Source organism: Plantactinospora sp. DSM 117369, from assembly GCF_053764795.1.
In genome coordinates this window covers 2,152,923-2,179,567 of sequence record NZ_CM132446.1, presented here as the reverse complement: position 1 = coordinate 2,179,567, position 26,645 = coordinate 2,152,923, and the positions used below count along the sequence as shown (strand labels likewise).

The following is a 26,645-nucleotide window of genomic DNA, read 5'->3' as shown; positions in this document are numbered from 1 at the left end:
CCCGCCGGGCACCCTCACCCGGGCCCGGGATCACTCGCACCGCATGCCTCTGGCGACCCCACCGGCCCCTGCCGTGTCGTAAGGCCCGCCGGCGGTCAGACGGGACAGCCGGGTCAGCCCGGGTGGTGTAGGGCCGAATCGTCCCCGGTGGCGTGGGTGGCGTGGGTGGCGTGGGTGGCGTGGGTGGCGTGGGCGGCGCCGGCCGACGGGGCGCGGACCAGTGCGAGGGCCGCCTCGACCAGGTCGTCCCGGGCCCCGTCGAACCAGTGGATCCGGGGATCGCGGCGGAACCAGGAGCGCTGCCGCCGGACGAACCGCCGGGTTGCCTGGATCGTGTCGGCCCGCGCCTCCGGCTCGGACATCTCGCCGTCGAGCAGCCGGAGCACCTGCTGGTAGCCGAGCGCCCGGCTGGCGGTACGGCCCTCCCGCAGGCCCTGCTCCGCCAGCGCCCGGGTCTCGGCGACCAGACCGTCCGCCCACATCTTGTCCACCCGTACGGCGATCCGCTCGTCCAGCGCCGCCGTTTCCCGGTCCACCCCGAGCTGTACGGCGGCGTAGTACGGCGTCGGCCGGGGCAGCGAGGCGGTGAACGGCGCGCCGGTCAGCTCGATCACCTCCAGCGCCCGTACGATCCGCCGCCCGTTGCTGGGCAGGATGTTCTCCGCCGCCGCTGGATCCGCGGCGCGCAGCCGGGCGTACAGCGGCGCCGGCCCCGACTCGGCGAGTTCCGCCTCCAGCCGTGCCCGGACCAGTGGATCCGTGCCGGGGAACTCGAACTCGTCGAGCACCGCCCGGACGTAGAGCCCCGAGCCGCCGACCAGCAGCGGTACCCGTCCCCGGGCCAGGATGTCGTCGACGGCCGCCCGGGCCAGCGCCTGGTACGCCGCCACGCTCGCCGGTTCGGTCACCGCCCAGATGTCCAGCAGATGGTGCGGTACCCCGGCCCGCTCCGCCGGAGTCAGCTTGGCGGTTCCGACGTCCATTCCCCGATAGAGCTGCATCGAATCGGCGTTGACCACCTCGCCATCCAGGGCCTCGGCGAGCTCGATGCTCAGCCCGGACTTGCCGGTGGCGGTGGGGCCGACGACCGCGACGATCCGGCCGCGCCCGGTCACGCCGGCCCTCCGCCCGGCTCGCCGGACCTCGACAGCCACTCCGGCTCACCGGATCCGGGCGACCCGTCCGGCGACGGGGTCCAGGTGGCGACGAAGTAGCTGACTCCGTAGGGCGCCGCGTAGTAGGTAAGGTCACCGTGCCAGGGCGCTCCGCTGTGCGCCGCCGCACCGGCGAGCACCTGCCAGGGCGCCCGGCCGGCGACCAGCAGCCGGGCGGACAGCTCCGGCTCCAGCCCGAGCAGGGCGGAGCCGTCGGCGTCCCGGAGCGCCGCGGCGACCCGGTCGTCATAGGGCCGGGCGCGCGGATCGTCGTACCCGGGGGACCGCTCGCCCCGGCAGGCCGACCCGTCCCCCATCACCAGCAGCCCGACCCGCTCGGTCGGATCCTCGACCAGTTCGGCACCGATCCGCCGGCACTCGTGCACGGGTGTGTCGGTGCCGACGCTCTGCCCCCGGTGTGGTCCGGCCGCACCGGCCCGGTCCAGCAGCCAGGCACCGACCAGCAGGCTGAGCGGCAGCTCCGCCCGGCCGGCGCGGGTGCCGTCCGGCCCCAGCCGCAGCACCCGGTCCAGCCCGTACGGCCGGAGGCTGCCGCAGTCGTCCGGCCCGTGCCGGAGGGTTCGCTCCCCCGCCCCCACCACGACTACGACGTCCGGTCCGGTCGCCAGCAGCCGACCGACCGCCTCGACGCAGGCGGAACGGAGATCATCCAGCTCACCGGCCGCGGACGCGGCAAGTTCCGGAACGATCATCGGGGGATGTGGGCAGACGGCGGCGGCGACCAGTGGCACGCCACCACCGTAGCGGGCAGCGAACCTTACACCCGAAGACCAGACGATCCGGGTGCGGTCAAGGACACCGTATGGTCACGGTCGACGATAGGCGCTCGACGCGGACCGGGTTGGACCTGTGACAATGCCGGGAGATACTTCGCTGCGCCGTGGCGGCGATCGCCGGGGACCCCCATCCCCGGTAGCGCCGGGAGAACGAGGATGGGCTCATGAGTGACTGGACTGCCTTTGGACGGGTGGATGCGGACGGGAACGTCTACGTCAAGACGGCCGAGGGTGAGCGTGTGGTCGGTTCCTGGCAGGCCGGTGCGCCGGAGGAAGGTCTGGCCCACTTCGCCCGCCGCTTCGCCGACCTGGTCACCGAGGTCGACCTGACCGAGGCCCGACTCAATTCGGGGGCGGCGGACCCATCGGGTTCGCTCGCCACCATCCGGCGGTTGCGGGCATCGCTCGCCGAGGCGCACGTGGTCGGCGACCTCGACGCGCTCGCCGCCCGGCTGGACCGGCTGGCCACGCTCGCCGAAGGAAAGGCCGGCGAGGCCCGGGCCGCCCGGGAGACCGCCCGGGCCGAGGCGGTGACCCGGAAGACCGCTCTGGTCGAGGAGGCCGAGAAGCTGGCCGCCGAGTCCACCGGGTGGAAGACCGCGGGCGACCGGCTCAAGGAGATCCTCGACGAGTGGAAGACCATCCGCGGCGTCGACAAGAAGACCGATGGCGAGCTGTGGAAGCGGTTCGCCGCCGCCCGGGACGGCTTCACCCGGCGCCGTGGGGCGCATTTCGCCACCCTGGACGCCCAGCGCAAGCAGGCCCAGGCGGCCAAGGAGGAACTGGTCGTCGAGGCCGAGTCGCTGGCCGACTCGACGGACTGGGCCGCCACCGCCAACCGGCTGCGCGAACTGATGGCACAGTGGAAGGCCGCGCCGCGCGCCTCGAAGGAGGCCGAGGAACGGCTCTGGGAACGGTTCCGGGGCGCCCAGGACAGCTTCTTCTCCCGGCGCAGCGAGGTCTTCTCGGCCCGGGACGCGGAGCAGCGCGGCAACCTGGAGCGCAAGCAGGCCCTGCTCGCCGAGGCCGAGGCGCTCGACGTCGACGGCGACCCGCGCGGCGCGCAGGCGAAGCTGCGGGAGATCCAGGGGCAGTGGCACGAGGCGGGCCGGGTCCCCCGGGACGCGGCGGCCAACCTGGACCGCCGGCTGCGCGCGGTGGACGAGAAGGTACGCCAGGCGATGGACTCGGCGTGGCGGCGGACCGAGCCGTCGGCCAACCCGCTGCTCGCGCAGATGCGCGACCAGGTCGCCGAGGCCGAGCAGCGGCTGGCCCGGGCCAGGACGGCCGGCGACGCGAAGCGGATCCGCGAGGCCGAGCAGGCCCTCGCCGCCAAGCGACGGTTCCTGGAGCTGGCCGAACAGGCGAGCTGAGCCGATCCCCGGGCGGGCCAGGCTCGCCCGGGGAACTCCGGCCGCCGTCGACTGTCCACACGTACCGGCCGACCGCCGGCGGCCCCGCCCCGCCACGACACCGCCGCCCGGGCATCCCGGGCGGCGTTACTCGTTCGGGCGCAACGGGCGGTACCGGGGGCGAACCAGCGCGCACCGGGGACGAGCCAGTCGTTTACAAGGATCGAAAAGCGTGGTTCCATCAAGGAAAGCGCTTGCCTCGGGTGGGCGCGAGCGTGGGAGCCATCGTCTCGAAACACGGCTTGGATCCGCGGCGCGGGTCGGCCGGTCACCGGGAGCCGCCGGGCACGGCACCGGAGCTGACCGGCGGTGCGCGCGGTGCGTCCGAACGAGAAGGAGAGCACGATGCTCGCACGACGGCGCCGGACGGCGCTGATTCTCACCGCTGCCGCCACCACCGCCGCGCTCGCCGGAGCCGGTGTGCTCACGGCAGTCTCCGCACACGCCGCGGTCGGCTGTCAGGTCAGCTACTCGGTCGCCTCGCAGTGGCCGGGCGGCTTCGGCGGCAACGTCACCATCACCAACCTCGGCGACCCGCTCAACGGCTGGACGCTGCGCTGGACCTACTCCGCCGGGCAGACGGTGACCCAGGCGTGGAACGCGAACGTGTCGCAGAGCGGCAGCCAGGTCACCGCGACCAACGTCGGCTACAACGGCAGCGTCGCCACCAACGCCAGCGTCTCGTTCGGGTTCAACGGCACCTTCACCGGGTCGAGCAACCCGGCGCCGACCAGCTTCAGCGTCAACGACGTGACCTGCACCGGCGGCACCAACCCGGGTACACCGGGGCCGACCACTCCGAACAATCCGACGACCGGACCGACACTGCCGCCGCAGACCGGGCTGGTCGGCTGGGCCACCCAGAACGGTGGTACCACGGGTGGCGGCAACGCCGCCGCCACCACGGTCACCAGCGCATCCGCCCTGACCAGCGCGGTCGGTTCCAGCAGCGCCGCCGTGATCCGGGTCTCCGGCACCATCTCCTGCTCCGGCATGCTCCGGGTCCGCTCCAACAAGACCATCGTCGGGGTCGGTGCCAACGCCACCATCTCGGGCTGCGGACTCAACATCAACGGAGACCGCAACGTCATCATCCGCAACATCAACTTCCGTGGCTGGGACGACGACGCCATCAACGTCCAGGAGTCGGCCACCAACATCTGGATCGACCACAACAGCTTCACCGACGGGTACGACGGCGCCGTCGACGTGAAGCGGGCCTCGGACTTCGTCACCATCTCCTGGAACCGCGTCTACGGCCACGACAAGTCCATGCTGCTCGGCCACAGCGACGACAACGCCAGCCAGGACCGGGGCCACCTGCGGGTCACCTACCACCACAACTGGTTCGACGGCTCGCAGCAGCGGCACCCCCGGGTCCGGTTCGGCAACCCGGTGCACGTCTACAACAACTACTACAACAACATCGGCGGCTACGGCGTCGCGTCCACCGAGGGGGCGGGCGTACTCGTCGAGGGCAACTACTTCGAGAACACCGACGACCCGTACCACCTCGGTGAGGGCGACTCCGGTCCGGGCAGCCTGGTCGCCCGGAACAACCACTTCGTCAACTCCGGCAGCGGGCAGACCGGTGGCAGCGTCGCCGGCATCCCGTACTCGTACCAGCTCGACAGCGCCAGCGGGGTGAAGTCGATCGTGACCAGCGGTGCCGGCACCGGCCGGATCGGCCTCTGAGCGGACCGGGTGGCAGGACGGGCCGGAGGAAACCGGCCCGTCCGCACGCCTCAGCGGTCGCAGGCCGCCGCGGACGCGGGCAGCGGCGGCGGCACGCCGACGGTGGGCAGCCCGAGCGACACCCCACCGGTACGCGGCGCGCGCCCCGCCTCGGCCGCGTCACCGGCCCGGGTACGCCGGTGGGCCAGCGGCTCCCCGTCGGCGTTCAGGTGGTGCGGGGCGGCGTAGCTGACCGTGGTGTGCACGATGTCGCCGGGCCGGATCTTCCCCGCGTACGAGCCGGCGGCGAAGTGCACCAGCCGGCCGTCCCGGGCCCGGCCGGAGAGCCGTCCGGTGCGCTCGTCCTTGCGCCCCTCGCCGACCGCTACCAGCACCTCGACCGGGGTGCCGACGAGCTTGCGGTTCTCCGCCCAGGTGATCTCCTCGACCGCTGCGATCAGCCGGTCGTAGCGCTCCTGGACCACCTGCTTGGGCAGCTGGTCGGGCATGGTGGCGGCCGGGGTGCCGGGGCGTTTCGAGTACTGGAAGGTGAACGCCGAGGAGAACCTCGCCTCCCGGACCACCTCCAGGGTGCGGGCGAAGTCGGCCTCGGTCTCGCCGGGGAAGCCGACGATGATGTCGGTGGTGATCGCCGCGTCCGGCATCGCCGCCCGGACCTTGGAGATGATCCCGAGATAGCGCTCGGCCCGGTACGACCGGCGCATCGCCCGGAGCACGTCGTCGGAGCCGGACTGCAACGGCATGTGCAGCGAGTGGCAGACGTTCGGGGTCTCGGCCATCGCCGCGATCACATCGTCGGTGAAGTCCTTCGGGTGCGGGCTGGTGAACCGGACCCGCTCCAGCCCGTCGATCTCGCCGGTGGCCCGGAGCAGCTTCCCGAACGCGAGCCGGTCACCGAACTCGACGCCGTAGGAATTGACGTTCTGGCCGAGCAGGGTGACCTCGAGCACACCCTCGGCGACCAGGGCGCGTACCTCGGCCAGGATGTCGCCAGGGCGGCGGTCCTTCTCCCGGCCGCGCAGCGCCGGCACGATGCAGAAGGTGCAGGTGTTGTTGCAGCCCACCGAGATCGACACCCAGCCGGCGTAGGTCGACTCACGCCGGGTCGGCAGCGTGGAGGGGAAGACCTCCAGCGACTCCAGGATCTCCACCTCGGCGGCGGCGTTGTGCCGGGCCCGCTCCAGCAGCACCGGCAGCGCGCCGATGTTGTGGGTGCCGAAGACCACGTCCACCCAGGGCGCCCGGCGGACGATCTCGCCCCGGTCCTTCTGGGCCAGGCAGCCGCCGACCGCGATCTGCATCTCGGGGCGCTTGTCCTTGACCGGCCGGAGGTGCCCGAGGTTGCCGTAGAGCCGGTTGTCGGCGTTCTCGCGTACCGCACAGGTGTTGAAGACCACGACGTCCGGATCGTCGGAGTCGGCCGCACGCACGTAACCGGCCTGCTCCAGCAGTCCGGAGATCCGCTCGGAGTCGTGCACGTTCATCTGGCAGCCGTAGGTGCGCACCTGATAGGTACGCGGGCTGCCGAGGGCTGCGGTAGTCATGACAGTGACAGAGTATCCGCAGGACCCGGGAAGCCCGTTCCCCCGGGACGTCCACTCCCCCCTCGACGGGAAGGTAGCGCCATGTGCCGGAGCATCAAGACCCTTCGCCAGCCGTACGCCGAGGTCGTCACCGAGACGGACATCGAGGCGGCGGCGTTGCAGTACGTCCGCAAGATCTCCGGGTTCCGTGCCCCGGCCGCGCACAACGCGGCGGCCTTCGACGCCGCGGTGGCCGCCGTGGCCGAGGCGACTCGGACCCTGCTCGACCAGCTCGTGGTGAAGGGCTCCGGCACCGGCCAGCCGGCGAAGGGTGGCCAGGCGGCGAGCTAGCCGCCAGGCGGCGGGCTAGCCGCCAGGCGGTGGGTTGGCGGTCAGGCGGTGGGTTGGCGGTCAGGCGGCGGCGAGCGCCGGGATCACCGAGTCCGGAACCCAGCGCGACCGCTGGCAGGGCGACCAGCCCCGGCAGCGCGGGCTGAGCACCGTGCAGAGCCGCTGCTCGGAGAGGATCTCGCCGTCCTCGGTGTCCCGCACGTCGTGGTGCACGGGCCGGATGGTGCCGTCCGCCGCGACCAGCAGGTGCCGCCCGGCGTCCAGGGTGTCGTCCGGCAGCAGGCAGGCCCGGCCGAGCCGGCGGGCGAACGCCGCGACGGCGCCCACCTCGGGCAGCCCGGCCGGCACTCCGTAGCAGTCGACGGAGGTCGGGAAGTCACCGGGACGGTGCCAGACGTCGACCAACAGCGCGCCGGCCGGTACCCGGACCGGGTCGACCCCGCCGAGCGGCAGCACCGGTACGTCGAGTGCGTCGGCAAGCGCGAGGCGGATCTCCGAGGCGGCGACGCGCCCCTCCGTCCTCCAGTTCCACAGCTCGATCATTGCCGCCTCCTCGCCGTAATCGTTCGTGGCTGGATGCCGGGTCTTGGTCGGGCATCCCCCGTCGGGCCGGACACCCTGGTTTCTGGGTGTAACGGCCTCACCCACGATGGTGCCGGCCACACCGGATCGAGAGCGGCTAAGTTACCGGTCTGTGACCATATCCGCCGAAATAGACGACCCTTGACTACCTATTGTAGTCGGAGGGAGAGCTCGTTCCGGCGCAGCTCGCCGGACACGCTCACCCAGCGTGGTCTCTTCGGGTCAGCGCGGTCGGGCACCGGACAGTTCGGGCACGGATATAGTCCGACCTGGAGGCGGGCAGGCACCTGGTGGTCCTCACGGTCTTCAACACCGATGCGACCGAGCAGCTCGGTCGGGCGGGTTCGATTCCCGTACGCCTCCGCCAGCTTTTTCCCCGCGACGGATCGGTCGCCCGGTTCCGCATGGCGTCCCACCTCAAGGAAGTGGGACGACGGCGCGCGCATCACTACTCAGAGTTCGCAGACCTTAGCGAACAGTCACGATCTTTGTCGTCGCTGTTATCGCCCCGTGATGAACTCGATTACATTCCAGCACGTCAGGTCCCCTAGAGTTGCGTAACCGATTCAGCCTGAATCCGGTGTGACAGATCATGGACGAGACAGGTGGGGGCATGACCGAGCGGAGCGACGCGGGCGAAGTGGCCGGTGCGACGACGACCGACCGACCGCTCATCAGGCTTGACGGGGTCAACAAGTGGTTCGGCCCACTGCACGTGCTGCAGGACGTCGACCTGTCGGTGGCCCGTGGCGAAGTCGTCGTGGTGATCGGCCCCTCCGGCTCCGGCAAGTCGACGCTCTGCCGGGCGATCAACCGGCTGGAGCCGATCAACTCCGGCACCATCACCTTCGACGGCCAGCCGCTGCCGGCCGAGGGCAAGGCCCTGGCCCGGCTGCGCAGCGAGGTCGGCATGGTCTTCCAGTCGTTCAACCTCTTCGCGCACAAGACGATCCTCGAGAACGTCACCCTCGGCCCGACCAAGGTCCGCAAGGAGAAGGCCGCCTCAGCCCGGGACCGGGCGATGAAGCTGCTGGAGCGGGTCGGGATCGCGAACCAGGCCGAGAAATATCCGGCACAGCTCTCCGGTGGACAGCAACAGCGGGCGGCGATCGCCCGCGCCCTGGCCATGCAGCCCAAGGCGTTGCTCTTCGACGAGCCCACCAGCGCCCTCGACCCGGAGATGGTCGGCGAGGTGCTGGACGTGATGACCTCGCTGGCCCGAGACGGCATGACGATGGTGGTGGTGACCCACGAGATGGGCTTCGCCCGACACGCCGCCAACCGGGTCATCTTCATGGCCGACGGCCAGCTCGTCGAGGACGCCGCACCGGACGAGTTCTTCGCCAACCCTCGTAGCGAGCGGGCCAAGGACTTCCTGTCCAAAATCCTCACCCACTAGGTATCCACAGTGGAGCGGACCGTCCCCTCGGGTCTGGCCGCTCCGTCGAAGAAGGAGAGAGCAATGCGCATCACGCGAGTGGCGGCGGTGGCCGCGGTCGCGGCACTGGCCTTCACCGTGGCCGCCTGCGGCGGTGACGATGGAGACGGCGCGGGCACTGGTGCCGGCAGCAAGACCTTCGAGGCCGGCACGACCATGGAGCGGCTGAACAAGGCCCAGAAGATCATCATCGGTACCAAGTTCGACCAGCCGGGCTTCGGCCTCAAGGGCCTGGACAACAAGCCGGCCGGCTTCGACGTCGAGATCGGCAAGATCATCGCCGGTGAGCTGGGCATTGCCGAGGACAAGATCGAATACATCGAGACCCCGTCCGCGGTCCGGGAAGAGGTCCTGGAGCAGGGCAAGGCCGACATCGTGGTGGCGACCTACACCATCAACGACAAGCGCAAGGAGCGGATCGACTTCGCCGGTCCGTACTACGTCGCCGGGCAGCACATCATGGTCCGCTCCGACGACAGCTCCATCACCAGCCCGGACGCGTTCAAGGCCGGCGACAAGAAGGTCTGCTCGGTGCAGGGTTCGACCCCGGCCGACAACATCAAGAAGTACCTGGCCAACCCTGCCAGCCCCGGCGCCCAGCTGGTGCTCTTCGACGGCTACCAGAAGTGCGTCGACGCGCTGACCAACAAGCAGGTCGACGCCGTCACCACCGACAACGTCATCCTGCTCGGCTACGTGGCCAAGAGCGAGGGCAAGTTCAAGCTCGCCGGCGAGAAGTTCACCGAGGAGCCGTACGGGATCGGCGTCAAGAAGGGCGACACCGCGTTCCGCGAGTTCATCAACGCCACCCTGGAGAAGATCTACACCGACGGCCGGTACGCGAAGGCCTGGCAGGACACCGCGGGCAAGTTCGACCCGACCGTCCCGCAGGGTCCGGCGGTCAACCGGTACTGAGTAGCTCAGGTATCGACCACCCGCGAGAGGTAGGAGCTGGAAGGTGACCATGAGAGAGGCGTGCCCGTGAGTGTGCTCGTCGACCACTTCGACGTCTTCGTTGGAGGGTTCTGGCTCACCTTCCAGCTCTGTATCCTGTCCGCGATCGGGGCGCTGGTGCTCGGCACCCTGGTCGCGGTCATGCGGATCTCCCCGGTGCCGCCACTGCGCTGGATCGGCACGGCGTACGTGACGGTGTTCCGGAACAGCCCGCTGACCATTGTGTGGTTCTTCGCGGCCTTCGGGTTGCCGGCGCTCGGCTCGAACGCCGACTTCCTGCGCATCCCCGGGCTGTCCAGCATCTTCTCCCGGCTCGGCATCGACCTGCCGTACTTCCGGTTCGCCGTCATCGCGCTCTCGGTCTACACCGCCGCCTTCGTCTGCGAGGCGATCCGCAGCGGCATCAACGCCGTACCGCCGGGGCAGGCCGAGGCGGCCCGGGCGATCGGGCTCACCTTCGGGCAGAACCTGCGGTACGTGGTGCTGCCGCAGGCCTGGAAGTCCGCGGTTGTACCACTCGGCTCGGTGATCATCGCCATGATCAAGAACTCCGCGCTCGCCGGCTTCTTCGGAGTCGTCGGCGACCTCTCCAACTCGGCGCAGAACCTGACCAGCGCGCTCGGCGAGCCGATCATCCCGGTCTTCATCGGAGTCTCCATGGGGTTCCTGGTGATGACCGTGCCGCTGGGCATCCTCCTCGACCGGATCGAACGGCGCCGGGCGGTGGCGGCCCGATGAACGCACTGGAGAGTCGGATGCCGGGCGACGTGAACGAGGAGGTGCCGGCATGAGCGAGCGCAGCGAGCAAGTCGTCGGACTCAGCGCCAATCTGCCTCATGGCGGCACGGAACGAAGCGGAGTGCAGGCATGAGCAACCAGCAGACGGTGCTCTACGACGCCCCGGGGCCACGGGCCCGCCGGATCACCCTGATCGTGAGCCTGTTCGCGGTCGTCGGCATCGCCGCCCTCGGATATTTCCTCATCTACCTGCCGCTCGACGAGAACGGCCAGTTCACGATGGAGAAGTGGGGTCCGCTGGTCGACCCCAACAACGAGGTGTTCCCGCTGGTCTGGGCGCGGCTGCGGGACGGCTTCATCGCCACCCTCACCGCCGCCGGACTGGCGATCGTCAGCTCGCTCGTCTTCGGCACGGCGCTCGCCGTGCTCCGGCTGCAGCTCAAGACGCTGAAGCAGCGGCGGTTCGTGGGGCTGCCCGGCCCGGCCGCCTGGACGCTGCGCGGACTCGGCTGGGTGCTCAACGCGGTCACCCGGTTCTGCGTGGAGATCTTCCGCGGACTGCCGGTCGTGATCACCATCTTCTTCGTCGCCAGCGCCCTGCCCGACCTCGGCGTCGACCTCGGCGACATCCTCTGGTACCTGGTCATCGGCCTCACCATCTACAACGGCGTGGTCATCGCCGAGATCCTCCGCTCCGGCATGGAGGGCCTGCCCGGCGGCCAGCGGGAGGCGGCGCACGCGATCGGGCTCAGCTCCTTCCAGACCACCCGGATGATCCTGCTGCCCCAGGCGTTCCGGATCATGCTGCCGGCCCTGATCAGCCAGCTCATCGTGGTGCTCAAGGACACCTCGCTCGGCTTCATCATCAGCTACGAGGAAGTGCTCCGGGTCAGCCGGATCATCATCGACAACCTGGAGAATCCGATCCAGGTGTACACCGTGGTCGGCGCCATCTACATCCTGATCAACTACCTGCTGTCGAAGCTCGCCGAGTACGTGCAGCGCCGAATGGCCCGGGCCCGCAAGACCCGTGGCCTGCCGACCCAGGCCGCGCCGCCGTCGATCATGCCGCAGGCCGGTCCCGGCGGAGCCAGCGTGGGTGTCGGGGCCGGCGCGGGCAGCGCGTAGCTACCAGCCCGCCAGTTCCGCCGCTGCTTCGAGGGCGGAGTCCGACGGACACGAGAACGCCGGCCGCGACCGTAAGGTGGCGGCCGGCGTTTCCGTCTCTCCATGCCACACCATCCGCCGATGCCAGAACCCTGTCCGCGCCGCCACCACACCCGCCGGGCCGAAGGCCACCGGCGCCGTGTCAGGTCCTGTCGGTGGGTGCACCGCCGGGGCAGCTCGACAGTCTCCCTGTCCGTCCGGTGCTACCGGCGCCAGGACCCGTAGCGTGCGCCCCGATGTGAGGTTGCGGCGGGACGGGCGTCACCGGGCTCGGCGTGGGCGTCAGCGGGCGATCTCGGTGACCCTGGACTCGCGTACCACGGTCACCCGGATCTGACCCGGATAGGTCAGCTCCTCCTCGATCTGCTTCGCCACGTCCCGGGCCAGCACCGCCGCGCCGATCTCGTCGACGTCGTCCGGCTTGACCATCACCCGGATCTCCCGGCCCGCCTGCATCGCGAAGACCTTCTCCACGCCCGACTTGCCGGCGGCGATCTCCTCGATCCGCTCCAGCCGCTTGACGTACGCCTCCAGGCTCTCCCGGCGCGCGCCCGGCCGACCGCCGGAGCAGGCGTCGGACGCCTGGGTCAGCACCGCCTCGATGGTCTGCGGCGGCACCTCGTTGTGGTGCGCCTCGATCGCGTGCACCACCTCCTCGGACTCGCCGTACTTGCGGGCCAGGTCCGCGCCGATCAGTGCGTGGCTGCCCTCCACCTCGTGGGTGAGCGCCTTGCCGATGTCGTGCAGGAACGCGGACCGCTTGATCAGCGGCACGTCCAGCCGCAGTTCGGCGGCCATGATCCCGGCGATGTGCGCCGTCTCGACCAGGTGCTTGAGCACGTTCTGCCCGTACGACGTCCGGTAGCGCAGCCGACCCAGCAGGCTGACCATCTCCGGGTGGATCTCGGTGATGCCCACCTCGACCAGAGCGTCCTCGGCGGCCCGCTGGCAGAGCCGCTCCACCTCGTGCTTGGCGGTCTCGAAGACCTCCTCAATGCGGTGCGGGTGGATCCGGCCGTCGAGTACCAGCTTCTCCAGGGTCAACCGACCGATCTCCCGACGTACCGGGTCGAAGCAGGAGAGCAGCACCGCCTCCGGCGTGTCGTCGATGATCAGGTTGACCCCGGTGACCGACTCGAAGGCCCGGATGTTGCGCCCCTCGCGGCCGATGATCCGGCCCTTCATCTCGTCTCCGGGCAGGTGCAGCACGCTGACTACGCTCTCCGCGGTCTGCTCACTGGCCACCCGCTGGATGGCGTCGACCACGATGTGCCGGGCCCGCTGCTCGGCGGTGTTCCGGGCGTCGGCCTCGATGTCCCGGACCAGGATCGCCGCCTCCCGCTTCGCCTGGCCCTCGATCGCCTCCACCAGCTCGGCCCGGGCCGCGTCGGCGGTCAGCCCGGCGATCCGCTCCAGCTCCCGCTTCCGCAGCTCCTCCGCCTCGACCAGCGCCGCCTCCCGGGCAACCAGCGCCGCCTTCCGGGCCGCCAGCTCGGCGGCCGTGGCGGTCAGCCGGCGCTCCCGTTCGGCGAGCCGCTCCACCTCCTCGGTGTGCAGCCGCTCCCGCTCGTCCATCCGCTGGGCTCGCCGTTCCACCTCGGCCGCCTGTTCGCGGGTGGTGGAGGCGAGCAGCGAGATCTCTCGCTCGCCGCTTCGCCGGGCCGCCGCGCGTACCTGCTCGGCGTCCGCCTCGGCCTGCCGGTGCGCCCGGTCCAGTACGGTGTCGGCCTCGGCCCGGGCGGCGTCCAGGACCCGCTGCGCCTCGGCCCGGGCGGCGCTCGCCTCGGCCTTCGCGGCGGCGGCGTCGGCCCGGGCCGCCGCAGCGGCCGACTTGGCCGTATCAACGCTCGACGACGCCTCGTCGGCGGCGGTACGCAGCGCCGCCAGCGACTGCTCCTGCCGGTCCTTCTCGGCGACGAAGGCGGGATCGTCCGGCGGCGGCGTGGCGGTGACGGCCCCGATCCGGCGCAGCGCCCGGGCGCCCAGGCTGATCGCGACGAGCACCAGCGCGGCCAGCCCGACGATGGCGGCCAGCAGGACCCATTCGAGGCCGCTCATGCCGGCACTCCGCTGCGCTGCGTGCCGGCATGAGGCACATCCGCATTGGATTGGCTGATTCGCTCGCGTCGCTCGCTCATGCCGGAGCCCCGGCGTGACTGAACCCGCTACCGATCCTGGCCCGCTCGCTCATGGCCGCCTCCCCTGTGCCGTCAAGCGCCGGAGGTGCCACGCCCGTGGGTGAGGCGTGCCCTACGGCTGTCGCGACGCCCGACCGAGGCGGCTGGCCGAGGGTACGGCCACCGGGCAGTGCCCCCCGGGGACACCGCCGACGACCGGGTGCTGATGGTGCTGCGGTTACCGGACCGGCCCGTCCGGTAACCGAATATCTGGCCGATGAACTGGCCTGAAGTGATGCCGTACTGTTACGCGATCTATGTTGTGCGCTTAGCCTGCGATGGTCGGGAAAACTCGTCTAAGGCGAGGCTAGGTCGCGATGGGGCATTCGGTCAAGAAACTCATGATCCGGCCAGGTGCCTGACCTAGGGCGACGACACGCTCACGGCAAGCTGATATCAGGGTGGGCATAAGGGGGCGAGTCCGGAATCCGACTTCCGCTCCGGCCCCGGCGAGACCGGTCCAGTGACCGGAACGGAAGCGCTCCCAGGCCGGCAGCGCGGGGTCCCCCCGACCCCGGAGACGGTTCCCCCCGACGGCTCAGCGCCTCAGCAGGGTCTTCAGTCGGAGGCGTCGGTGTCGGCCGGCGCCTCGGCCAGCTCCGGCCGCACGGCACCCGCCACCGCCGAGCGGCCTAGAGAGCGTCGCGGTCGGGTTCCGTGCCGGCTTCGGCCAGGGCGTCCGCGTCGATCTGGTCGGCGAACTCGGCCGCCTCGGCGTCCCGCTCGGCCAGCGCGTCCTTGACCGCCCGGATCGCCACCCCGGGCGGATAGCCCTTCCGGGCCAACATCCCGACCAGCCGCCGGAAGACCGCCTCGGGAGAACCGGTGGCGGTCCGGAGTTTGCGATCGACCAGTTGCCGGGCGGTCTCGGCCTCGGTCGTCTCGTCCAGCTCGCCGAGCGCCTCGGTCGCGATGTCGGCGTCCACGCCGCGCTGGCGCAGTTCGTTGGCGAGCACGCGGCGGGCCAGCCCCCGACCCTGGTGACGGCTGCTCACCCAGGCCCGGGCGAAGGCGGCGTCGTCGATGATGCCGACCTCGTCGTAGCGGTCGAGGACCTGGGCGGCCACCTCTTCGGAGATGCCTTGCCGGGCCAGCGCGGTGGCCAGCTCGGCCCGGGTGCGTGGACGCACGGCGAGCTGGCGCAGGCAGATCTCCCGGGCCTGCTCCGCCTCGTCACGCGGAGCGCTCGGCGTCGGTGACTCGTCCGTTGGTGCGTCGTTGTCCGGTCCCACCGCCCCGGTCGGCCACCGCCCGGACGGGGTGGCCGAGCCCCCTGACCGGCGCGAGCGGCCGGTGCCACTGCCGCCCGTACGGGCCGACGGGGCGGCGTCCCACCCCCGGCCCGTACGGGCACCACGTCGTCCTGCCACGTCGATGTGGACTCAGTCGAGGCGTCAGAAGTCCACCGGCGGCAGCTCCGGCCCGCCGGCCGCGTCCGTCCCGGCCGCCACCCCGACACCGAGCTTTTCGAGGATCTTCTTCTCGATCTCGGCCGCCACGTCCGGGTTCTCCCGGAGGAACTCCCGGGCCTTCTCCTTGCCCTGGCCGAGCTGGTCGCCGTCGTAGGTGTACCAGGCGCCGGACTTGCGGATGATCGACTGCTCCACGCCGACGTCGATCAGCGAGCCCTCCCGGGATATGCCCTTGCCGTACATGATGTCGAACTCGGCCTGCTTGAACGGCGCCGCGACCTTGTTCTTCACCACCTTGACCCTGGTCCGGTTGCCGACCACGTCGGTGCCGTCCTTGAGGCTCTCGATCCGCCGCACGTCGAGCCGGACCGAGGCGTAGAACTTCAGCGCCCGACCACCGGTGGTCGTCTCGGGGCTGTTGTGCACCATCACGCCATCGACGAAGTAGTTGTGATTCCCCTCGACCTCGATGTCGAACCGGTTCATCGACCGGGTCTTCGGCTTGACCCGCACGTCGATGATCCGCGCCGGCACCGGCGTCAGCTCCGCCGGTACGAACGCCGGCTGGACGACGCACCGGCCACGGAAGCGCGGAAGCAGCTTGGACTCCATCACCACCGGCACGTACGGCGCGACGATCTCCTGGAACCTCGCCGAGGCAGCGGTGGTGAACTGGATGAACGCCATCTGTCGCGCACCCCGACTCACCAACTTCACGTCCAGCTCGTACGCGTCCCGCAGGTGTTCGACCAGCCTTTCCCGGGTGCCCTCAGCCATCGCCTCGACACAGATCTCGATCCGACCTGAGCCACCCTCGGTACGCTGCTGGAGCCCCTTGGACCGCAGTGTGAAACAGCCATCGTCCATGTACCACACCGCGAGCGCCAACGGCGTCAGTGCCTTGAGATAGTCCCAGTTCAGGTGCTTTTTCCCGTCGCCGAGGTAGACCGCCCGACGCAACTCATCCAGCTCGGGCAGCGGAGTGAAGTCCGCGAAGACGGCCCCTCTGGCGTCGGTCCGGCGCGAGTTCGGGATGCTGCCGAGCAGCGAGACCTTCCAGTCGAGATAGCCGGCCTGCTCGGCTCCGTGACCGAGCCGGAACCGCACTCCGGACCGGTCCCGCCGGTTGGGCGAGAGGTTGCCGTCACCCATCAGCGAGCCGAGCACCACCTGCCACTGCTGTTCGCTGAGCCGGCGCTGCTCGGTCAGCATCACCCGGTCTCCGGCGATCAGTTCGCCGGCCTCGCGCCAGCCGCCCGGGGTCCGGACGAGGTGGTTGGCAGTGGCGGCGAACTGCGCGCGCCCGTTGCCACCGGATTTGGCGACCGTGAATTGGAGAAACTCCTCGGCCGGGCCGTTGTTGAACCAGTTGACAATCTTCTTGGGCTCGACCCGGTCGGTCTCCGGGTTGTACGAGAGCACCTCGACGTCCATGCGCTGGTTTACGATCTTGCCGATCTTCTCCTGCGTGCCGTCCGCGAGGGTGACCCTCGTCGAATACGACATGCAGCCGAACATCACGCCGATCTTTTCCCGGAGCTGGTTGATGAAGATCGCGGTGGTGCCGGTGTGGCTGAGCACACCGGTGATCTTCCGCAGCGCCTGGCTCATCAGCCGGGCCTGGAGGCCGACGTGGCTGTCGCCCATCTCGCCCTCGATCTCGGCGCGCGGCACCAGCGCGGCGACCGAGTCGATCACGATGATGTCCAGCGCGCCGGACCGGATCAGCATGTCGGCGATCTCCAGCGCCTGCTCACCGGTGTCGGGCTGGGAGACCAGCATCGCGTCGGTGTCGACGCCCAGCGCCTTCGCGTATTCCGGGTCGAGGGCGTGCTCGGCGTCGATGAACGCGGCGATGCCGCCGGCCTTCTGCGCGTTGGCCACCGCGTGCAGCGCGACGGTCGTCTTACCGCTGCTCTCCGGGCCGTAGATCTCGACAACCCGGCCGCGCGGCAGACCGCCCACGCCGAGCGCCACGTCGAGCGCGATGGAGCTGGTCGGGATCACGGCGGTCTGGATGACCGGCCGCTCCCCCAGCCGCATCACCGAGCCCTTGCCGAACTGCTTGTCGATCTGAGCGAGAGCAAGGTCGAGTGCCTTCTCCCGGTCAGGTCCTGCCGCCATGGTTGCCACCCCTGCCTTCGCCGGCATCTTCGCTGAGCTTTTCGTCACGCGCACACGCTAGGCGCTCGGTCCGACAGAAAACAGCCGGCTGGCCGCGACCTGTGGACGGGCACCCCGCTGTGGACAATAGCCGAACAGGTGTACGACTCGGCACACGACACGCCAAACTACCGTAAGTGCCTAGTCGATCACTTTGAGACGCGTGTCGATCGAGGAGTCAGCGTAGCCGAGCCGGCACCCGGTCGGGGTACGCCGCGCAGACCGCCCGCCACACCACCACGGTCTCCTCGCCGGCCTCCAGTGCCTGCCGGATGGTCCGGCCCCCCAACTGCGGCAACACCTGGTCGGCGGCGATGCTGCCGGCGTACGCCGGGCCGAACGTCTGCTCCAACCGCGCCCAGAAGTCTGTCAGCCGCACCGAACTAGTCCCCTTCCGCTCCGGGCACCCCCGCCCGGTCTCAGGCCCCGACCCGCACCCGCGGCGGCGCCGCCCGCAACGCTAGCGCCAGCAGCGGGACCACGGCGACCGCCGCCAGCAGGTTGAGCACGGGATAGCCGGCAACCTGGATGACAAACCCGCTCAGCGCCCCGGCGAGCGCCCCGGCCAACCCCATGGTCAGGTCGGAGAGTCCCTGCACCGCCGGGCGTACCTCGACCGGCACCGACTCCGACAGCAGAGTGGAGCCGGCCACCATGGTGCCGGACCAGCCGAGGCCGAGCAGGGTGAGGCCGATCGAGATCCGTACGGTGTCGTGCCCGGCGGTCCCGGCGACCGCGCAGGCGGCGAGCAGCAGGCCGAGCCCGCCGAGGATCACGGCCCGCCGGCCGAGCCGGTCGGTGAGCCAGCCGACCACCGGGGCGAGCGCGAACATCCCGGCGATGTGCAGGCTGAGCACGAGGCCGACCACCCGCAGCAGGTGGGCGTCGGAGTGCCACTCGCCGAGGCGTACCGGGGTCATCACCATCACCCCGACCATCACCAGGTGCCCCATCGCGACGGCGGAGATGCCGAGCCGGGCGGCCGGCAGGTCGCGGACCACCCGGAAGGCGGCGCGCAGGCCGTCGTCCCGGCGGGCCGGAACGCCGGTGCCGGGTGCGTCGGTGGCCGGTGCGCCGTCGGCACCGGCGGTCGCGAGCCGCCGCGCGGTCAGCAGCGGGTCGGGCCGAAGGAACACCAGGAGTACCCCGGCGGCCAGCACGAAGGCGAGCACGCTGAAGACGAACGGGCCGGCCAGCGGGGGTACCCCGGTCCAGGCCAGCACCTGGTCGGCCGGCGCCGCGAGGTTCGGGGCCGTCACCGCACCGATGGTGGTGGCCCAGACGGCGATCGACAGGTGCCGGCCCCGGCGGGCCGGCTCGGCCAGGTCCACGGCGGCGTACCGGGCCTGGAGCCCGGCGGTCGTCCCACCGCCGAACAGGAGCGCGCCGAGGAAGAGCAGCGGTACCCAGTCGGCGACCGCCGCCACGACGATCAGGGCCCCGCCCACCGCGCCGACCAGGTACGCGACGGCCAACCCCGGCCGCCGGCCACCGGTCCGCATGATCCGGCTCACCGGTACGGCGAGCAGCGCGCCGCCGACCACCGAGGCGCTCTGCACCAGACCGGAGATCGCGGTGCCGCCGAGCCGGGCGCCGAGCAGTACGCCGACGGACATCCCGATGGTCATCCCGGTGCCGCCGATGATCTGGGTGAGGCAGAGCAGCAGCAACGTGCGCCGCTGGACCCGGGCGACGTCGAGCGGCGCCGCCCCGACGGGTCGGCCGTCGACTCCGGTGGTCAGTTCCGCCGTCATGCCAGCCGCTCCCGTCCCCGTTCGGACCCGCCGCCGGGGCGGGAGGCGCAGATCGCCCTCCGCAAGGAGCGGTGGCCGAGGGCCATCCTTACCTGCGGATCGAAGCACGGCCGCCGGGCACGTTCAACCCCGATTCGCCGGCGGCGTAGCGCGGACCGACGGCCCGTCACAGCCCCAGGTCGCGTCCGATGATCTCCTTCATGATCTCGGTGGTGCCGCCGTAGATGGTCTGCACCCGGCCGTCCAGCCAGGCCCGGGCGACCGGGTACTCCAGCATGTAGCCGTAGCCGCCGTGCAGCTGGACGCAGCGGTCGGCGACCCGGTTCTGCAACTCGGTGGTCCACCACTTGACCTTCGCGGCGTCCACCGCGGACAGCCGGCCCGCGTTGAACTCGGCGACGCAGTGGTTCAGGAAGGTACGGGCGATGGTGACCTCGGTGTCCAGCTCGGCGAGGAGGAAGCGGTTGTGTTGGAACGCCCCGATCGGCTGGCCGAACGCCTCCCGGGACCGGGCGTGTTCGAGGGTGACCGCGAGCAGCCGCTCGGCGGCGGCGACCGCGGCGACCGCGATGCCGAGCCGCTCCCGGGGGAGGTTCGCCATCAGGTGGTAGAAGCCCTTGTTCTCCGTACCGAGCAGGTTCGCCGCCGGCACCCGGCACTCGTCGAAGAAGAGTTCGGCGGTGTCGTTGGCCTTCAGCCCGACCTTGGCCAGCCGGCGTCCCCGGCTGAACCCGGGTGTGCCGCGCTCGACCACCAGCAGGCTCACCCCGTGCGCGCCCCGCTCCGGCGCGGTCTTCGCCACCACCACGACCAGGTCGGCCAGTTCGCCGTTGGTGATGAAGGTCTTCTGTCCGGTCAGGACGTAGTCGTCGCCGTCCCGGGTGGCGGTGGTGCGGATCCCGGCCAGGTCGGAGCCGGCGCCCGGCTCGCTCATCGCGATCGCGGTGACGATGTCGCCGGAGCAGAAGCCGGGCAGCCAGCGCGCCCGCTGGTCGCCGGTGGCCAGCTCGCTCAGGTACGGCGCGACCACGTCGTTGTGCAGCCCGAACCCGAGCCCGGAACAGCCGCTGGCGACGACCTCCTCGACGAGTACGGCGTTGAACCGGAAGTCGCGCTGGCCGCCGCCGCCGTACTCCTCCGGGATGTCCATGCCGAGCAGTCCGGCGGCACCGGCCCGGCGCCACACCTCCCGGTCCACGATGCCGTCGGCCTCCCACCGGTCGTGGTACGGCACCGCCTCGCGGGCCAGGAACGCCCGGCACAGCTCGCGGAACTCGTCGTGCACGGGCTCGTAGAGGTGCTGCTCCATACCGGTCAGTCTGCCCCGGCGACCGGGGCGGGCACATCCCCGGCCGGCGCTGCGACCTCGGCGAGTCGCTGGTGCCGGTGTGCCGCCATCCGGACCGGCGCGTTGGCGTCACCGAAGCCGTCGTAGCCGGCCCGGCGTTGCAACACCTCGAAGAAGATCCGGCCGCCGTAGACCGGGGTGTAGAGGTGCAGCAGCTCGCCGCCGTGCGGGTCGCGGTCGTAGAGGATGCCGTACCGGCGGAGCCGCCGCGCCGTACCCTCGTCGAGGCCGAACCGGGCGACCAGGTCGGCGTAGTAGTTGTCGGAGATCCGCAACGTGGCGGCGCCGAGCCGGTCGAGGGCGGCGGCGGTGCCGAAGATGTCGTCGGTGCCGAAGGCGACATGCTGCGGGTCGGCCACGGACGGCGCCCAGTCACCGCGCCGGAGCACCGCGACGGTGAGGGCGAGCCGGACCGCACGCCCCGGGTCGGTGAAGCCACGGGACCGCATCAGCCCGAACGGTGCGGCGTACTCCTCGGTGCCGAGCCGGGTGAGCCCGAGCACCGAGCGGTAGAAGAGGCCCGCCTCGTCGAAGTGGTCGAAGGGCTGGGTCAGCCCGAGGTGGTCGGTGGCGACGAGTCCGGCGCCGCCGGCGACCACATTGCCGGTCGACAGGAAGTCGGCCCGCCAGCCGTCGTCGGGTTCGGCGAGGAAGACCGAGGTGCCGTCCGGGGCGGCGACCGCCGCCAGCTCCGCCTCGGCCGGGCCCCGGCGCCGGGGCAGTACCGGCGCGTGCAGCGCCGCGGCCCGATCGACGCCGCGGCGCGGATCCGTGGTGGTCAGCGCGAACGCGCTGATCGCGGCGGTGCCGGACGCCTGTGGGCGGGTCACCGCGCTGTTCAGCACCACCCGGCATCCACCCTGTTCCCAGAGCTGGACCGGCTTGGAGCGGTGCTGCCCGGTGTGGGTGAAGCCGAGCCCCCGGAGCACGTCCTGGAGGACCGGGCCGGATCGGCCGTCGACGGCGAACTCGGTGAAGGCGTGCCCGGTCAGCTCGGGCGCGGTCGGTAGCCGCCGGGGCTGCCGGTCCGACCGCCCGATCGGGTGCAGGCCGTCCTCCAGGTAGACCAGGGAGCGCATCGCGTCGACGGCGGTACGGGCCGGATCGGACTGCCGGAAGACATCGTTGAAGACCTCCAGGGAGAGCGGTCCGGCGTACCCCGCGGAGAGCACGAGCCGGACGAAGCCCGCCAGGTCGAAGGCGCCCTGCCCGGGGAAGAGCCGGTGGTGCCGGCTCCACTGCAACACGTCCATCCGCAGGTGCGGCGCGTCGGCCAGTTGCAGGAAGAAGATCTTGCCCGGGGTGATCTCGGCGATGCCGGCCGGGTCGACCTCCCGGGACAGCACGTGGAACGAGTCCAGGCAGACGCCGAGCGCCGGATGGTCCGCCCGGTCGACGATCCGCCAGGCGTGGTCCCAGGTGGAGACGTGCCGCCCCCAGGCCAGGGCCTCGTAGGCGACCCGGATCCCCCGGGCGGCGGCCCGGTCGGCCAGCAGCCCGAGCTGCTCGGCGGCGAGCGCGTCGTCGTCGACCGCTGCCGGTGCCACCGACGAGCAGACCAGCAGGGTGTCGGTGCCGAGCTCGGCCATCACGTCGAACTTGCGCTCGGCCCGGGCCAGGTTGGCGCGCAGCAGGTCGGCCGGCACCGCCTCGAAGTCCCGGAACGGCTGGTAAAGCTCGATGGTGAGCCCCAGGTCGGCACAGCGGGCGCGTACCTCGGCCGGCGACCACGCCGAGACCACCAGGTCGTTCTCGAAGAGTTCGATGCCGTCGAACCCGGCCGCCGCGGCTGCGGCGATCTTGTCTTCGAGGGTACCGGAGAGGCAGACGGTCGCCACGGCCCGGCGCAGGGTACGGCCGGTGTCGCGCGGGGTCGGGGCGGAACGGTGACGGCTGGTCATGGCGCACCTCCCGGGGTCTGGATCGGCGGCGACTCTCTCTCCGGGACAGCGCGGTCAGCGCCGGCGGAGGTAGCCGGTGACCATTTCGGCGAGCATCGTCCGGTAGTGCTGGCGGCTGGTGGCGGCGAGGAGGTCCCGGTCGAACAGCGCGGCGAAGGTGTGCCGGTTGGCGACCCGGAAGAAACAGAAGGCGCTGATCATCATGTGTACGTCGAGGGCGTCCACGTCGGAGCGGAACGTCCCGGCCCGCTGCCCGCGCTCCAGTACGCCCCGCAGCAGGTCCACCGCGGAGCTGTTCAGGTCGACCAGCCGGGCGACCTGGGTCATGTGCTCGGCCTGCTGGGCGTTCTCCACCCCGACCAGCTTGATGAACGCCGGATGTGCCTCGTGGTGGTCGAAGGTGACCTCGGCGAGGCGCCGGATCGCCGCCACCGGCTCCAGGTGGTCGACGTCCACGCTCCGTTCGGCGGCCCGGATCTCGCCGTACGCGCGCTCCAGGACGGCGAGGTAGAGCTGCTCCTTGCCGCCGAAGTAGTAGTAGATCATTCGTTTGGTGGTACGGGTCCGGGCCGCGATCTCGTCGACCCGGGCGCCGCTGTAGCCCCGGTTGGCGAACTCGTCGGTGGCGACGTCGATGATGTCGGCCCGGGTGCGTTCCGCGTCCCGCCGCCGCTCGACGGCTGGGGTCGCACCCCGATCGGGCCCCGCCTCGGCGGCCGGTGCCGCCCGCAGAGTCATCGCCTCGTCCCTCCGGATATCCGCCATCGGACCAGTGTGCCGTGCCCCCGGTGCGCCCTTGACAGGCCCGGCACCGAGGCGGATAACTAACGTACCAGTTCGTACATTAGCTGACGCCGGACCCCGGCCGACGGCACCCCGCCGGTCCGGACCGCGCCGGACCAGGACGGGAGCACCATGCGGACCTGCCGCTACGGGTTGATCGGAGCGGGCATCGGCGCGTCGCTGTCGCCGGCACTGCACGAGGCCGAGGGCCGGCACCAGGGCCTCGACCTGTCGTACTCGCTGCTCGACGTCGACCGGCCGGAGACCCCGGCCGAACTGCGCAGGTTGCTGGACGACGCCGAGGCGGCCGGGTTCGCCGGGCTGAACATCACCCATCCGTTCAAGCAACAGGTGATCGAGCTGCTCGACCGGCTCGCCCCACCGGCCGACGACATCGGCGCGGTCAACACGGTCGTCTTCCGGGGCGGGCGCCGGATCGGTTACAACACCGACGCCTACGGGTTCACCGAGTCGTTCCGGCACGGGCTGCCCGGCGCCGCCACCGGCCGGGTCGTGCAGCTCGGGGCCGGCGGTGCCGGCGCCGCCTGCGCGTACGCCCAGCTCGAGGCCGGCGTCGGGCACCTCACCGTGGTCGACCCCGACCCGGACCGGCGCGGCCTGCTCGCCGAGACCCTGAGCCTGCGGTTCGACACCGAGCGGATCGCGGTGGCCGGCCCGGCGGAACTGCCGGCCGCCGTCGGCGCCGCCGACGGGCTCGTCAACACCAGTCCGGTCGGCATGCGGGCGCATCCGGGCGTACCGCTGCCGGTCGAGCTGCTGCACCCCGGACTGTGGGTGCTGGACGTCATCTACATGCCGGTGGAGACCGAACTGCTCGCCGCCGCCCGGGCGGCCGGCCTGCGGGCGGTGGGCGGCACCGGCATGTGCGTCTTCCAAGCCGCCGCCGCGTTCGAGCTGTTCACCGGCCGGACCCCGGACACCGGCCGGATGCTGCGCCACCTCGACCTGCTGCTCGCCGGGCGAGCCCGGCACGCCGCCTGAGCCGATGCCGCGCGGTCACCTCCGCACGGCGCCTCCGCACCACCGGCCGTCCGACCGGGACGGTCCACACCCCCACCCCCAACCCCCCCCGGAGTATCCGATGAGCCGACCGGCGACCACCCCCGACAGCGCCGCACCCCCTGACGACCCCGTCACCCGAGAGCTGCCCGAACCGATGCCCCTGCGCCGGATGGTCGGCCCCGGCGTGGTGGCGGTCGGCATCGGGATGGCCGCCGGGGAACTCATCCTCTGGCCGTACCTCACCGCGCTCGGCGGGCTCGGCCTGCTCTGGCTGGCGATCGCCACCCTCGCCGTCCAGTTCGTCATCAACATGGAGATCGAGCGTTACACCCTGGCCAGCGGCCAGACCGTCGTCGCCGGGTTCTCCCGCTGGTGGAAGGGCTGGGGCATCCTCATCTGCCTCGCCGGAGCCTTCCAGTACGTCTGGCCCGGCTGGGCCACCAGCGGCTCCGCCGTCTTCACCTATCTGGTCGGCGGCGGCGACGCGGTCTGGATCACCGTGGGTGTGCTCGTCGCCATCGGCGTACTGCTCTCGGTCTCCAAGGTGATCTACCGGACCGTCGAGCGGGTCGAGGTGGTCAAGGTCGCGCTCACGCTCTTCTTCCTGGCCGTGGTGGTGGTCTTCGTGATCTCGCTGAGCACCTGGGGCGAGGGGGCGCGGGAGACCGTCGTCGGGTTCGGACAGATCCCGGCCGGGATCACCTTCACCATGCTGCTCAGCGCGATCGGCGCCGCCGGGGCCGGCGGGGTGCACAACCTGGTGCTGAGCAACTGGATCCGCGACAAGCGGTACGGGATGGGCGCGCACGTACCCCGGCTCATCTCGCCGATCACCGGCCGGGAGGAGGCTTCCGGCTCGGACCGGTACTCCTTCCCGCAGGACGAGAGGAGTCTGGCCCGCTGGGCGACCTGGTGGAAGCGGGCCAACATCGAGCACTTCTTCACCTTCGCGCTGGTCTGCTTCGTGACCATCACGATCATGTGCCTGCTCGCCTACCAGACCCTCTTCGGCCGGGACGACCTGAAGAACGACCCGTCGTTCCTGCGGATCGAGGGCGAGATCCTGGCGTCCGAGGTCGGCACCTGGGTCAAGCCGCTGTTCTTCGCGATCGCCGTGGTCTCGCTCTGGGCCGCCGCGATGGGGCTGCTGGACGTGATCGGCCGGGTGGCCAGCGACTTCCTCCGGCGCAACTACCTCACCACCTCCACCCGGTGGACCGAGGCCCGGCTCTATCTCGCGGTGGTCTGGGCCGAGATCGTGCTCGGCTCGATCATCCTGCTCGCCGGCTTCAGCCAACCGCTCGGCCTGCTGATCATCTCCACCTGCGCGGCCTCGGTGGTCACCCTGCTCTACTCGATCCTGCTGGTCCGCCTCAACATCCGTGACCTGCCGGCGGCTGTCCGGCTGCGCGGCTGGCGGCTCGGCGGCATGCTGGCGGCGATCGGCTTCTACGGCTTCTTCGCCGTCGCGATGGTGGTCACCCAATTGCAGCGGCTCTGACGCCGCCGGTGGTGCCGGCCCTGCCCGGGTCGGCACCACCGGTCGCCCAGGCTCAGCCCAGCGCTCCAGCCACCACTTTCAGGTCGGCGACCAGGCCGGCGTACGCGGCGTCCCGGTCGTCGGCGCGGAGCACCGCGGAGGGGTGGATGGTGGCGACCAGCCGGGTCGGCGCGACCGACTCGCGTTCCCCGGTCGGCCCGACCGGCACCTTGGCGAAGTCCTGCGGCCGCTGCGCCGACTCCGGCCAGGGCAGCAGTACGCCCCGGGACTGGGTGACCCGGAACGAGGGGCCGAGCAGCGCCTTGGCCGCCGTCGCGCCGAGTACCACCACGACCTCGGGGTGCAGCCGGGCGAACTCGGCGACCAGCCAGGGCCGGCAGGCGACGATGTGCACCCGGTCCGGGGTCTTGTGCAGCCGGCGCTTGCCGCGCATCTCGAACCGGAAGTGCTTGACCGCGTTGGTGATGTAGAGCTGCGCCGGGTCGATGCCGGCCTCGTCCACGGCACGCCGCAGCAGGTGCCCGGCCGGCCCGACGAACGGCAGCCCCTTCTGGTCCTCCATGTCGCCGGGCTGCTCCCCGACGAAGACGACCCGGGCGTGCTCGTCGCCCCGGCCGAAGACAGTCTGGGTGGCGTCCCGGTACAGCTCGCAGCCCCGGCAGCCGCCGGCCGCGTCGCGCAGCTCGGCCAGGCTGTCGGCGCCGGGTGGGATGAACTCCTGCGCTCCGGGAGCGGTCTCCGTCTCAGGCATAGCGCATGTTCTACCCCGTAC

The 26,645-nt window shown here is 71.2% G+C and carries 21 protein-coding genes, 1 tRNA gene and 3 pseudogenes; 10 read left to right on the top strand and 15 right to left on the bottom strand.

Annotated features, from left to right (window positions below; translation table 11 throughout):
• Positions 1-212: 212 nt before the first annotated feature.
• Positions 213-1,154 (bottom strand): annotated as a pseudogene (gene miaA / locus ACSMXO_RS09730) (tRNA (adenosine(37)-N6)-dimethylallyltransferase MiaA); the annotation flags it as partial.
• Positions 1,112-1,867: a class III extradiol dioxygenase subunit B-like domain-containing protein gene (locus ACSMXO_RS09725; RefSeq protein WP_455419208.1), complete on the bottom strand. Its 756-nt coding sequence runs from the start codon at positions 1,865-1,867 to the stop codon at positions 1,112-1,114. The pseudogene miaA and the gene ACSMXO_RS09725, both read right to left, overlap by 43 nt.
• A 248-nt stretch (positions 1,868-2,115) precedes the next feature.
• Here ACSMXO_RS09725 and ACSMXO_RS09720 point away from each other — a divergent pair, with 248 nt between their 5' ends.
• Both ACSMXO_RS09720 and ACSMXO_RS09715 read left to right on the top strand, forming a co-directional pair.
• Positions 2,116-3,324, top strand: a complete 1,209-nt coding sequence (locus tag ACSMXO_RS09720) for a DUF349 domain-containing protein (protein WP_346256065.1) — start codon at positions 2,116-2,118, stop codon at positions 3,322-3,324.
• 384 nt (positions 3,325-3,708) lie between these two features.
• On the top strand, positions 3,709-5,058 hold the full coding sequence (locus ACSMXO_RS09715) for a pectate lyase family protein (protein ID WP_346256064.1): 1,350 nt from the start codon (positions 3,709-3,711) through the stop codon (positions 5,056-5,058).
• Between the two features lie 50 nt (positions 5,059-5,108).
• On the opposite strand, the gene miaB is transcribed toward ACSMXO_RS09715, so the two are convergent.
• A complete protein-coding gene (miaB, locus tag ACSMXO_RS09710) occupies positions 5,109-6,602 on the bottom strand; it encodes a tRNA (N6-isopentenyl adenosine(37)-C2)-methylthiotransferase MiaB (RefSeq protein ID WP_455417443.1) in 1,494 nt (497 codons plus the stop codon).
• Positions 6,603-6,683: 81 nt separating this feature from the next.
• On the opposite strand from miaB, the gene ACSMXO_RS09705 reads away from it, so the two are divergent.
• Positions 6,684-6,932 (top strand): DUF2277 family protein, encoded by a 249-nt coding sequence (locus tag ACSMXO_RS09705; protein WP_455417442.1) that lies wholly within the window; start codon positions 6,684-6,686, stop codon positions 6,930-6,932.
• 60 nt (positions 6,933-6,992) lie between these two features.
• Here the strand turns inward: ACSMXO_RS09705 and ACSMXO_RS09700 are convergent, their stop codons facing one another.
• Positions 6,993-7,475, bottom strand: a complete 483-nt coding sequence (locus ACSMXO_RS09700; RefSeq protein ID WP_455417441.1) for a hypothetical protein — start codon at positions 7,473-7,475, stop codon at positions 6,993-6,995.
• 310 nt (positions 7,476-7,785) lie between these two features.
• On the opposite strand from ACSMXO_RS09700, the gene ACSMXO_RS09695 reads away from it, so the two are divergent.
• The 5 genes from ACSMXO_RS09695 (at position 7,786) to ACSMXO_RS09675 (ending at position 11,772) form a co-directional block, all read left to right on the top strand.
• Positions 7,786-7,881: transfer RNA gene (locus ACSMXO_RS09695), tRNA-Sec, on the top strand.
• Between the two features lie 246 nt (positions 7,882-8,127).
• Complete coding sequence (locus tag ACSMXO_RS09690; RefSeq protein ID WP_346256061.1) at positions 8,128-8,913, top strand: amino acid ABC transporter ATP-binding protein; 786 nt, start codon at positions 8,128-8,130, stop codon at positions 8,911-8,913.
• A gap of 63 nt (positions 8,914-8,976) precedes the next feature.
• Positions 8,977-9,867: a glutamate ABC transporter substrate-binding protein gene (locus ACSMXO_RS09685; RefSeq protein ID WP_346256060.1), complete on the top strand. Its 891-nt coding sequence runs from the start codon at positions 8,977-8,979 to the stop codon at positions 9,865-9,867.
• A gap of 66 nt (positions 9,868-9,933) precedes the next feature.
• Entirely contained in the window at positions 9,934-10,644 is a 711-nt protein-coding gene (locus tag ACSMXO_RS09680; RefSeq protein ID WP_455417440.1) for an amino acid ABC transporter permease, read from the top strand.
• Positions 10,645-10,773: 129 nt separating this feature from the next.
• On the top strand, positions 10,774-11,772 hold the full coding sequence (locus ACSMXO_RS09675) for an amino acid ABC transporter permease (RefSeq protein WP_455417439.1): 999 nt from the start codon (positions 10,774-10,776) through the stop codon (positions 11,770-11,772).
• Between the two features lie 321 nt (positions 11,773-12,093).
• Here ACSMXO_RS09675 and rny read toward each other — a convergent pair whose 3' ends face one another.
• From rny to ACSMXO_RS09625, 10 genes and pseudogenes are all read right to left on the bottom strand, one after another.
• On the bottom strand, positions 12,094-13,869 hold the full coding sequence (rny, locus tag ACSMXO_RS09670; RefSeq protein ID WP_455417438.1) for a ribonuclease Y: 1,776 nt from the start codon (positions 13,867-13,869) through the stop codon (positions 12,094-12,096).
• Between the two features lie 751 nt (positions 13,870-14,620).
• A complete protein-coding gene (locus ACSMXO_RS09665; RefSeq protein WP_455417437.1) occupies positions 14,621-15,358 on the bottom strand; it encodes a regulatory protein RecX in 738 nt (245 codons plus the stop codon).
• A 24-nt stretch (positions 15,359-15,382) separates the two neighbouring features.
• Entirely contained in the window at positions 15,383-15,886 is a 504-nt protein-coding gene (locus tag ACSMXO_RS09660) for a hypothetical protein (RefSeq protein WP_318395282.1), read from the bottom strand.
• 171 nt (positions 15,887-16,057) lie between these two features.
• A pseudogene (locus ACSMXO_RS09655) lies at positions 16,058-16,630 on the bottom strand (LAGLIDADG endonuclease); the annotation flags it as partial.
• Positions 16,631-16,672: 42 nt separating this feature from the next.
• A pseudogene (recA, locus tag ACSMXO_RS09650) lies at positions 16,673-17,524 on the bottom strand (recombinase RecA); the annotation flags it as partial.
• 217 nt (positions 17,525-17,741) lie between these two features.
• A complete protein-coding gene (locus ACSMXO_RS09645) occupies positions 17,742-17,942 on the bottom strand; it encodes a DUF3046 domain-containing protein (RefSeq protein ID WP_107258591.1) in 201 nt (66 codons plus the stop codon).
• Between the two features lie 40 nt (positions 17,943-17,982).
• Positions 17,983-19,317 (bottom strand): MFS transporter, encoded by a 1,335-nt coding sequence (locus ACSMXO_RS09640; protein WP_455417436.1) that lies wholly within the window; start codon positions 19,315-19,317, stop codon positions 17,983-17,985.
• 166 nt (positions 19,318-19,483) lie between these two features.
• Complete coding sequence (locus ACSMXO_RS09635; RefSeq protein ID WP_455417435.1) at positions 19,484-20,626, bottom strand: acyl-CoA dehydrogenase family protein; 1,143 nt, start codon at positions 20,624-20,626, stop codon at positions 19,484-19,486.
• 5 nt (positions 20,627-20,631) lie between these two features.
• Entirely contained in the window at positions 20,632-22,566 is a 1,935-nt protein-coding gene (locus ACSMXO_RS09630; RefSeq protein ID WP_455417434.1) for a bifunctional sugar phosphate isomerase/epimerase/4-hydroxyphenylpyruvate dioxygenase family protein, read from the bottom strand.
• Between the two features lie 54 nt (positions 22,567-22,620).
• A complete protein-coding gene (locus ACSMXO_RS09625) occupies positions 22,621-23,331 on the bottom strand; it encodes a TetR/AcrR family transcriptional regulator (protein WP_346256052.1) in 711 nt (236 codons plus the stop codon).
• Positions 23,332-23,481: 150 nt separating this feature from the next.
• On the opposite strand from ACSMXO_RS09625, the gene ACSMXO_RS09620 reads away from it, so the two are divergent.
• Together ACSMXO_RS09620 and ACSMXO_RS09615 are read left to right on the top strand one after the other, a co-directional pair.
• Positions 23,482-24,351: a shikimate dehydrogenase gene (locus tag ACSMXO_RS09620; protein ID WP_346256051.1), complete on the top strand. Its 870-nt coding sequence runs from the start codon at positions 23,482-23,484 to the stop codon at positions 24,349-24,351.
• Positions 24,352-24,451: 100 nt separating this feature from the next.
• Positions 24,452-25,873: an Nramp family divalent metal transporter gene (locus tag ACSMXO_RS09615; protein WP_455417433.1), complete on the top strand. Its 1,422-nt coding sequence runs from the start codon at positions 24,452-24,454 to the stop codon at positions 25,871-25,873.
• A gap of 52 nt (positions 25,874-25,925) precedes the next feature.
• Here the strand turns inward: ACSMXO_RS09615 and ACSMXO_RS09610 are convergent, their stop codons facing one another.
• Entirely contained in the window at positions 25,926-26,624 is a 699-nt protein-coding gene (locus tag ACSMXO_RS09610) for a UdgX family uracil-DNA binding protein (RefSeq protein ID WP_346256049.1), read from the bottom strand.
• Positions 26,625-26,645: the final 21 nt, after the last annotated feature.

Excerpts from the sequence above, each read along its gene's own strand:
- ACSMXO_RS09725 (WP_455419208.1), bottom strand. The coding sequence starts at position 1,867 with ATGATCGTTCCGGAACTTGCCGCGTCCGCGGCCGGTGAGCTGGATGAT.
- ACSMXO_RS09720 (WP_346256065.1), top strand. The coding sequence starts at position 2,116 with ATGAGTGACTGGACTGCCTTTGGACGGGTGGATGCGGACGGGAACGTC.
- ACSMXO_RS09715 (WP_346256064.1), top strand. The coding sequence starts at position 3,709 with ATGCTCGCACGACGGCGCCGGACGGCGCTGATTCTCACCGCTGCCGCC.
- miaB (WP_455417443.1), bottom strand. The coding sequence starts at position 6,602 with ATGACTACCGCAGCCCTCGGCAGCCCGCGTACCTATCAGGTGCGCACC.
- ACSMXO_RS09705 (WP_455417442.1), top strand. The coding sequence starts at position 6,684 with ATGTGCCGGAGCATCAAGACCCTTCGCCAGCCGTACGCCGAGGTCGTC.
- ACSMXO_RS09700 (WP_455417441.1), bottom strand. The coding sequence starts at position 7,475 with ATGATCGAGCTGTGGAACTGGAGGACGGAGGGGCGCGTCGCCGCCTCG.
- ACSMXO_RS09690 (WP_346256061.1), top strand. The coding sequence starts at position 8,128 with ATGACCGAGCGGAGCGACGCGGGCGAAGTGGCCGGTGCGACGACGACC.
- ACSMXO_RS09685 (WP_346256060.1), top strand. The coding sequence starts at position 8,977 with ATGCGCATCACGCGAGTGGCGGCGGTGGCCGCGGTCGCGGCACTGGCC.
- ACSMXO_RS09675 (WP_455417439.1), top strand. The coding sequence starts at position 10,774 with ATGAGCAACCAGCAGACGGTGCTCTACGACGCCCCGGGGCCACGGGCC.
- rny (WP_455417438.1), bottom strand. The coding sequence starts at position 13,869 with ATGAGCGGCCTCGAATGGGTCCTGCTGGCCGCCATCGTCGGGCTGGCC.
- ACSMXO_RS09660 (WP_318395282.1), bottom strand. The coding sequence starts at position 15,886 with ATGAACCGGTTCGACATCGAGGTCGAGGGGAATCACAACTACTTCGTC.
- ACSMXO_RS09640 (WP_455417436.1), bottom strand. The coding sequence starts at position 19,317 with ATGACGGCGGAACTGACCACCGGAGTCGACGGCCGACCCGTCGGGGCG.
- ACSMXO_RS09635 (WP_455417435.1), bottom strand. The coding sequence starts at position 20,626 with ATGGAGCAGCACCTCTACGAGCCCGTGCACGACGAGTTCCGCGAGCTG.
- ACSMXO_RS09630 (WP_455417434.1), bottom strand. The coding sequence starts at position 22,566 with ATGACCAGCCGTCACCGTTCCGCCCCGACCCCGCGCGACACCGGCCGT.
- ACSMXO_RS09625 (WP_346256052.1), bottom strand. The coding sequence starts at position 23,331 with ATGGCGGATATCCGGAGGGACGAGGCGATGACTCTGCGGGCGGCACCG.
- ACSMXO_RS09620 (WP_346256051.1), top strand. The coding sequence starts at position 23,482 with ATGCGGACCTGCCGCTACGGGTTGATCGGAGCGGGCATCGGCGCGTCG.
- ACSMXO_RS09615 (WP_455417433.1), top strand. The coding sequence starts at position 24,452 with ATGAGCCGACCGGCGACCACCCCCGACAGCGCCGCACCCCCTGACGAC.
- ACSMXO_RS09610 (WP_346256049.1), bottom strand. The coding sequence starts at position 26,624 with ATGCCTGAGACGGAGACCGCTCCCGGAGCGCAGGAGTTCATCCCACCC.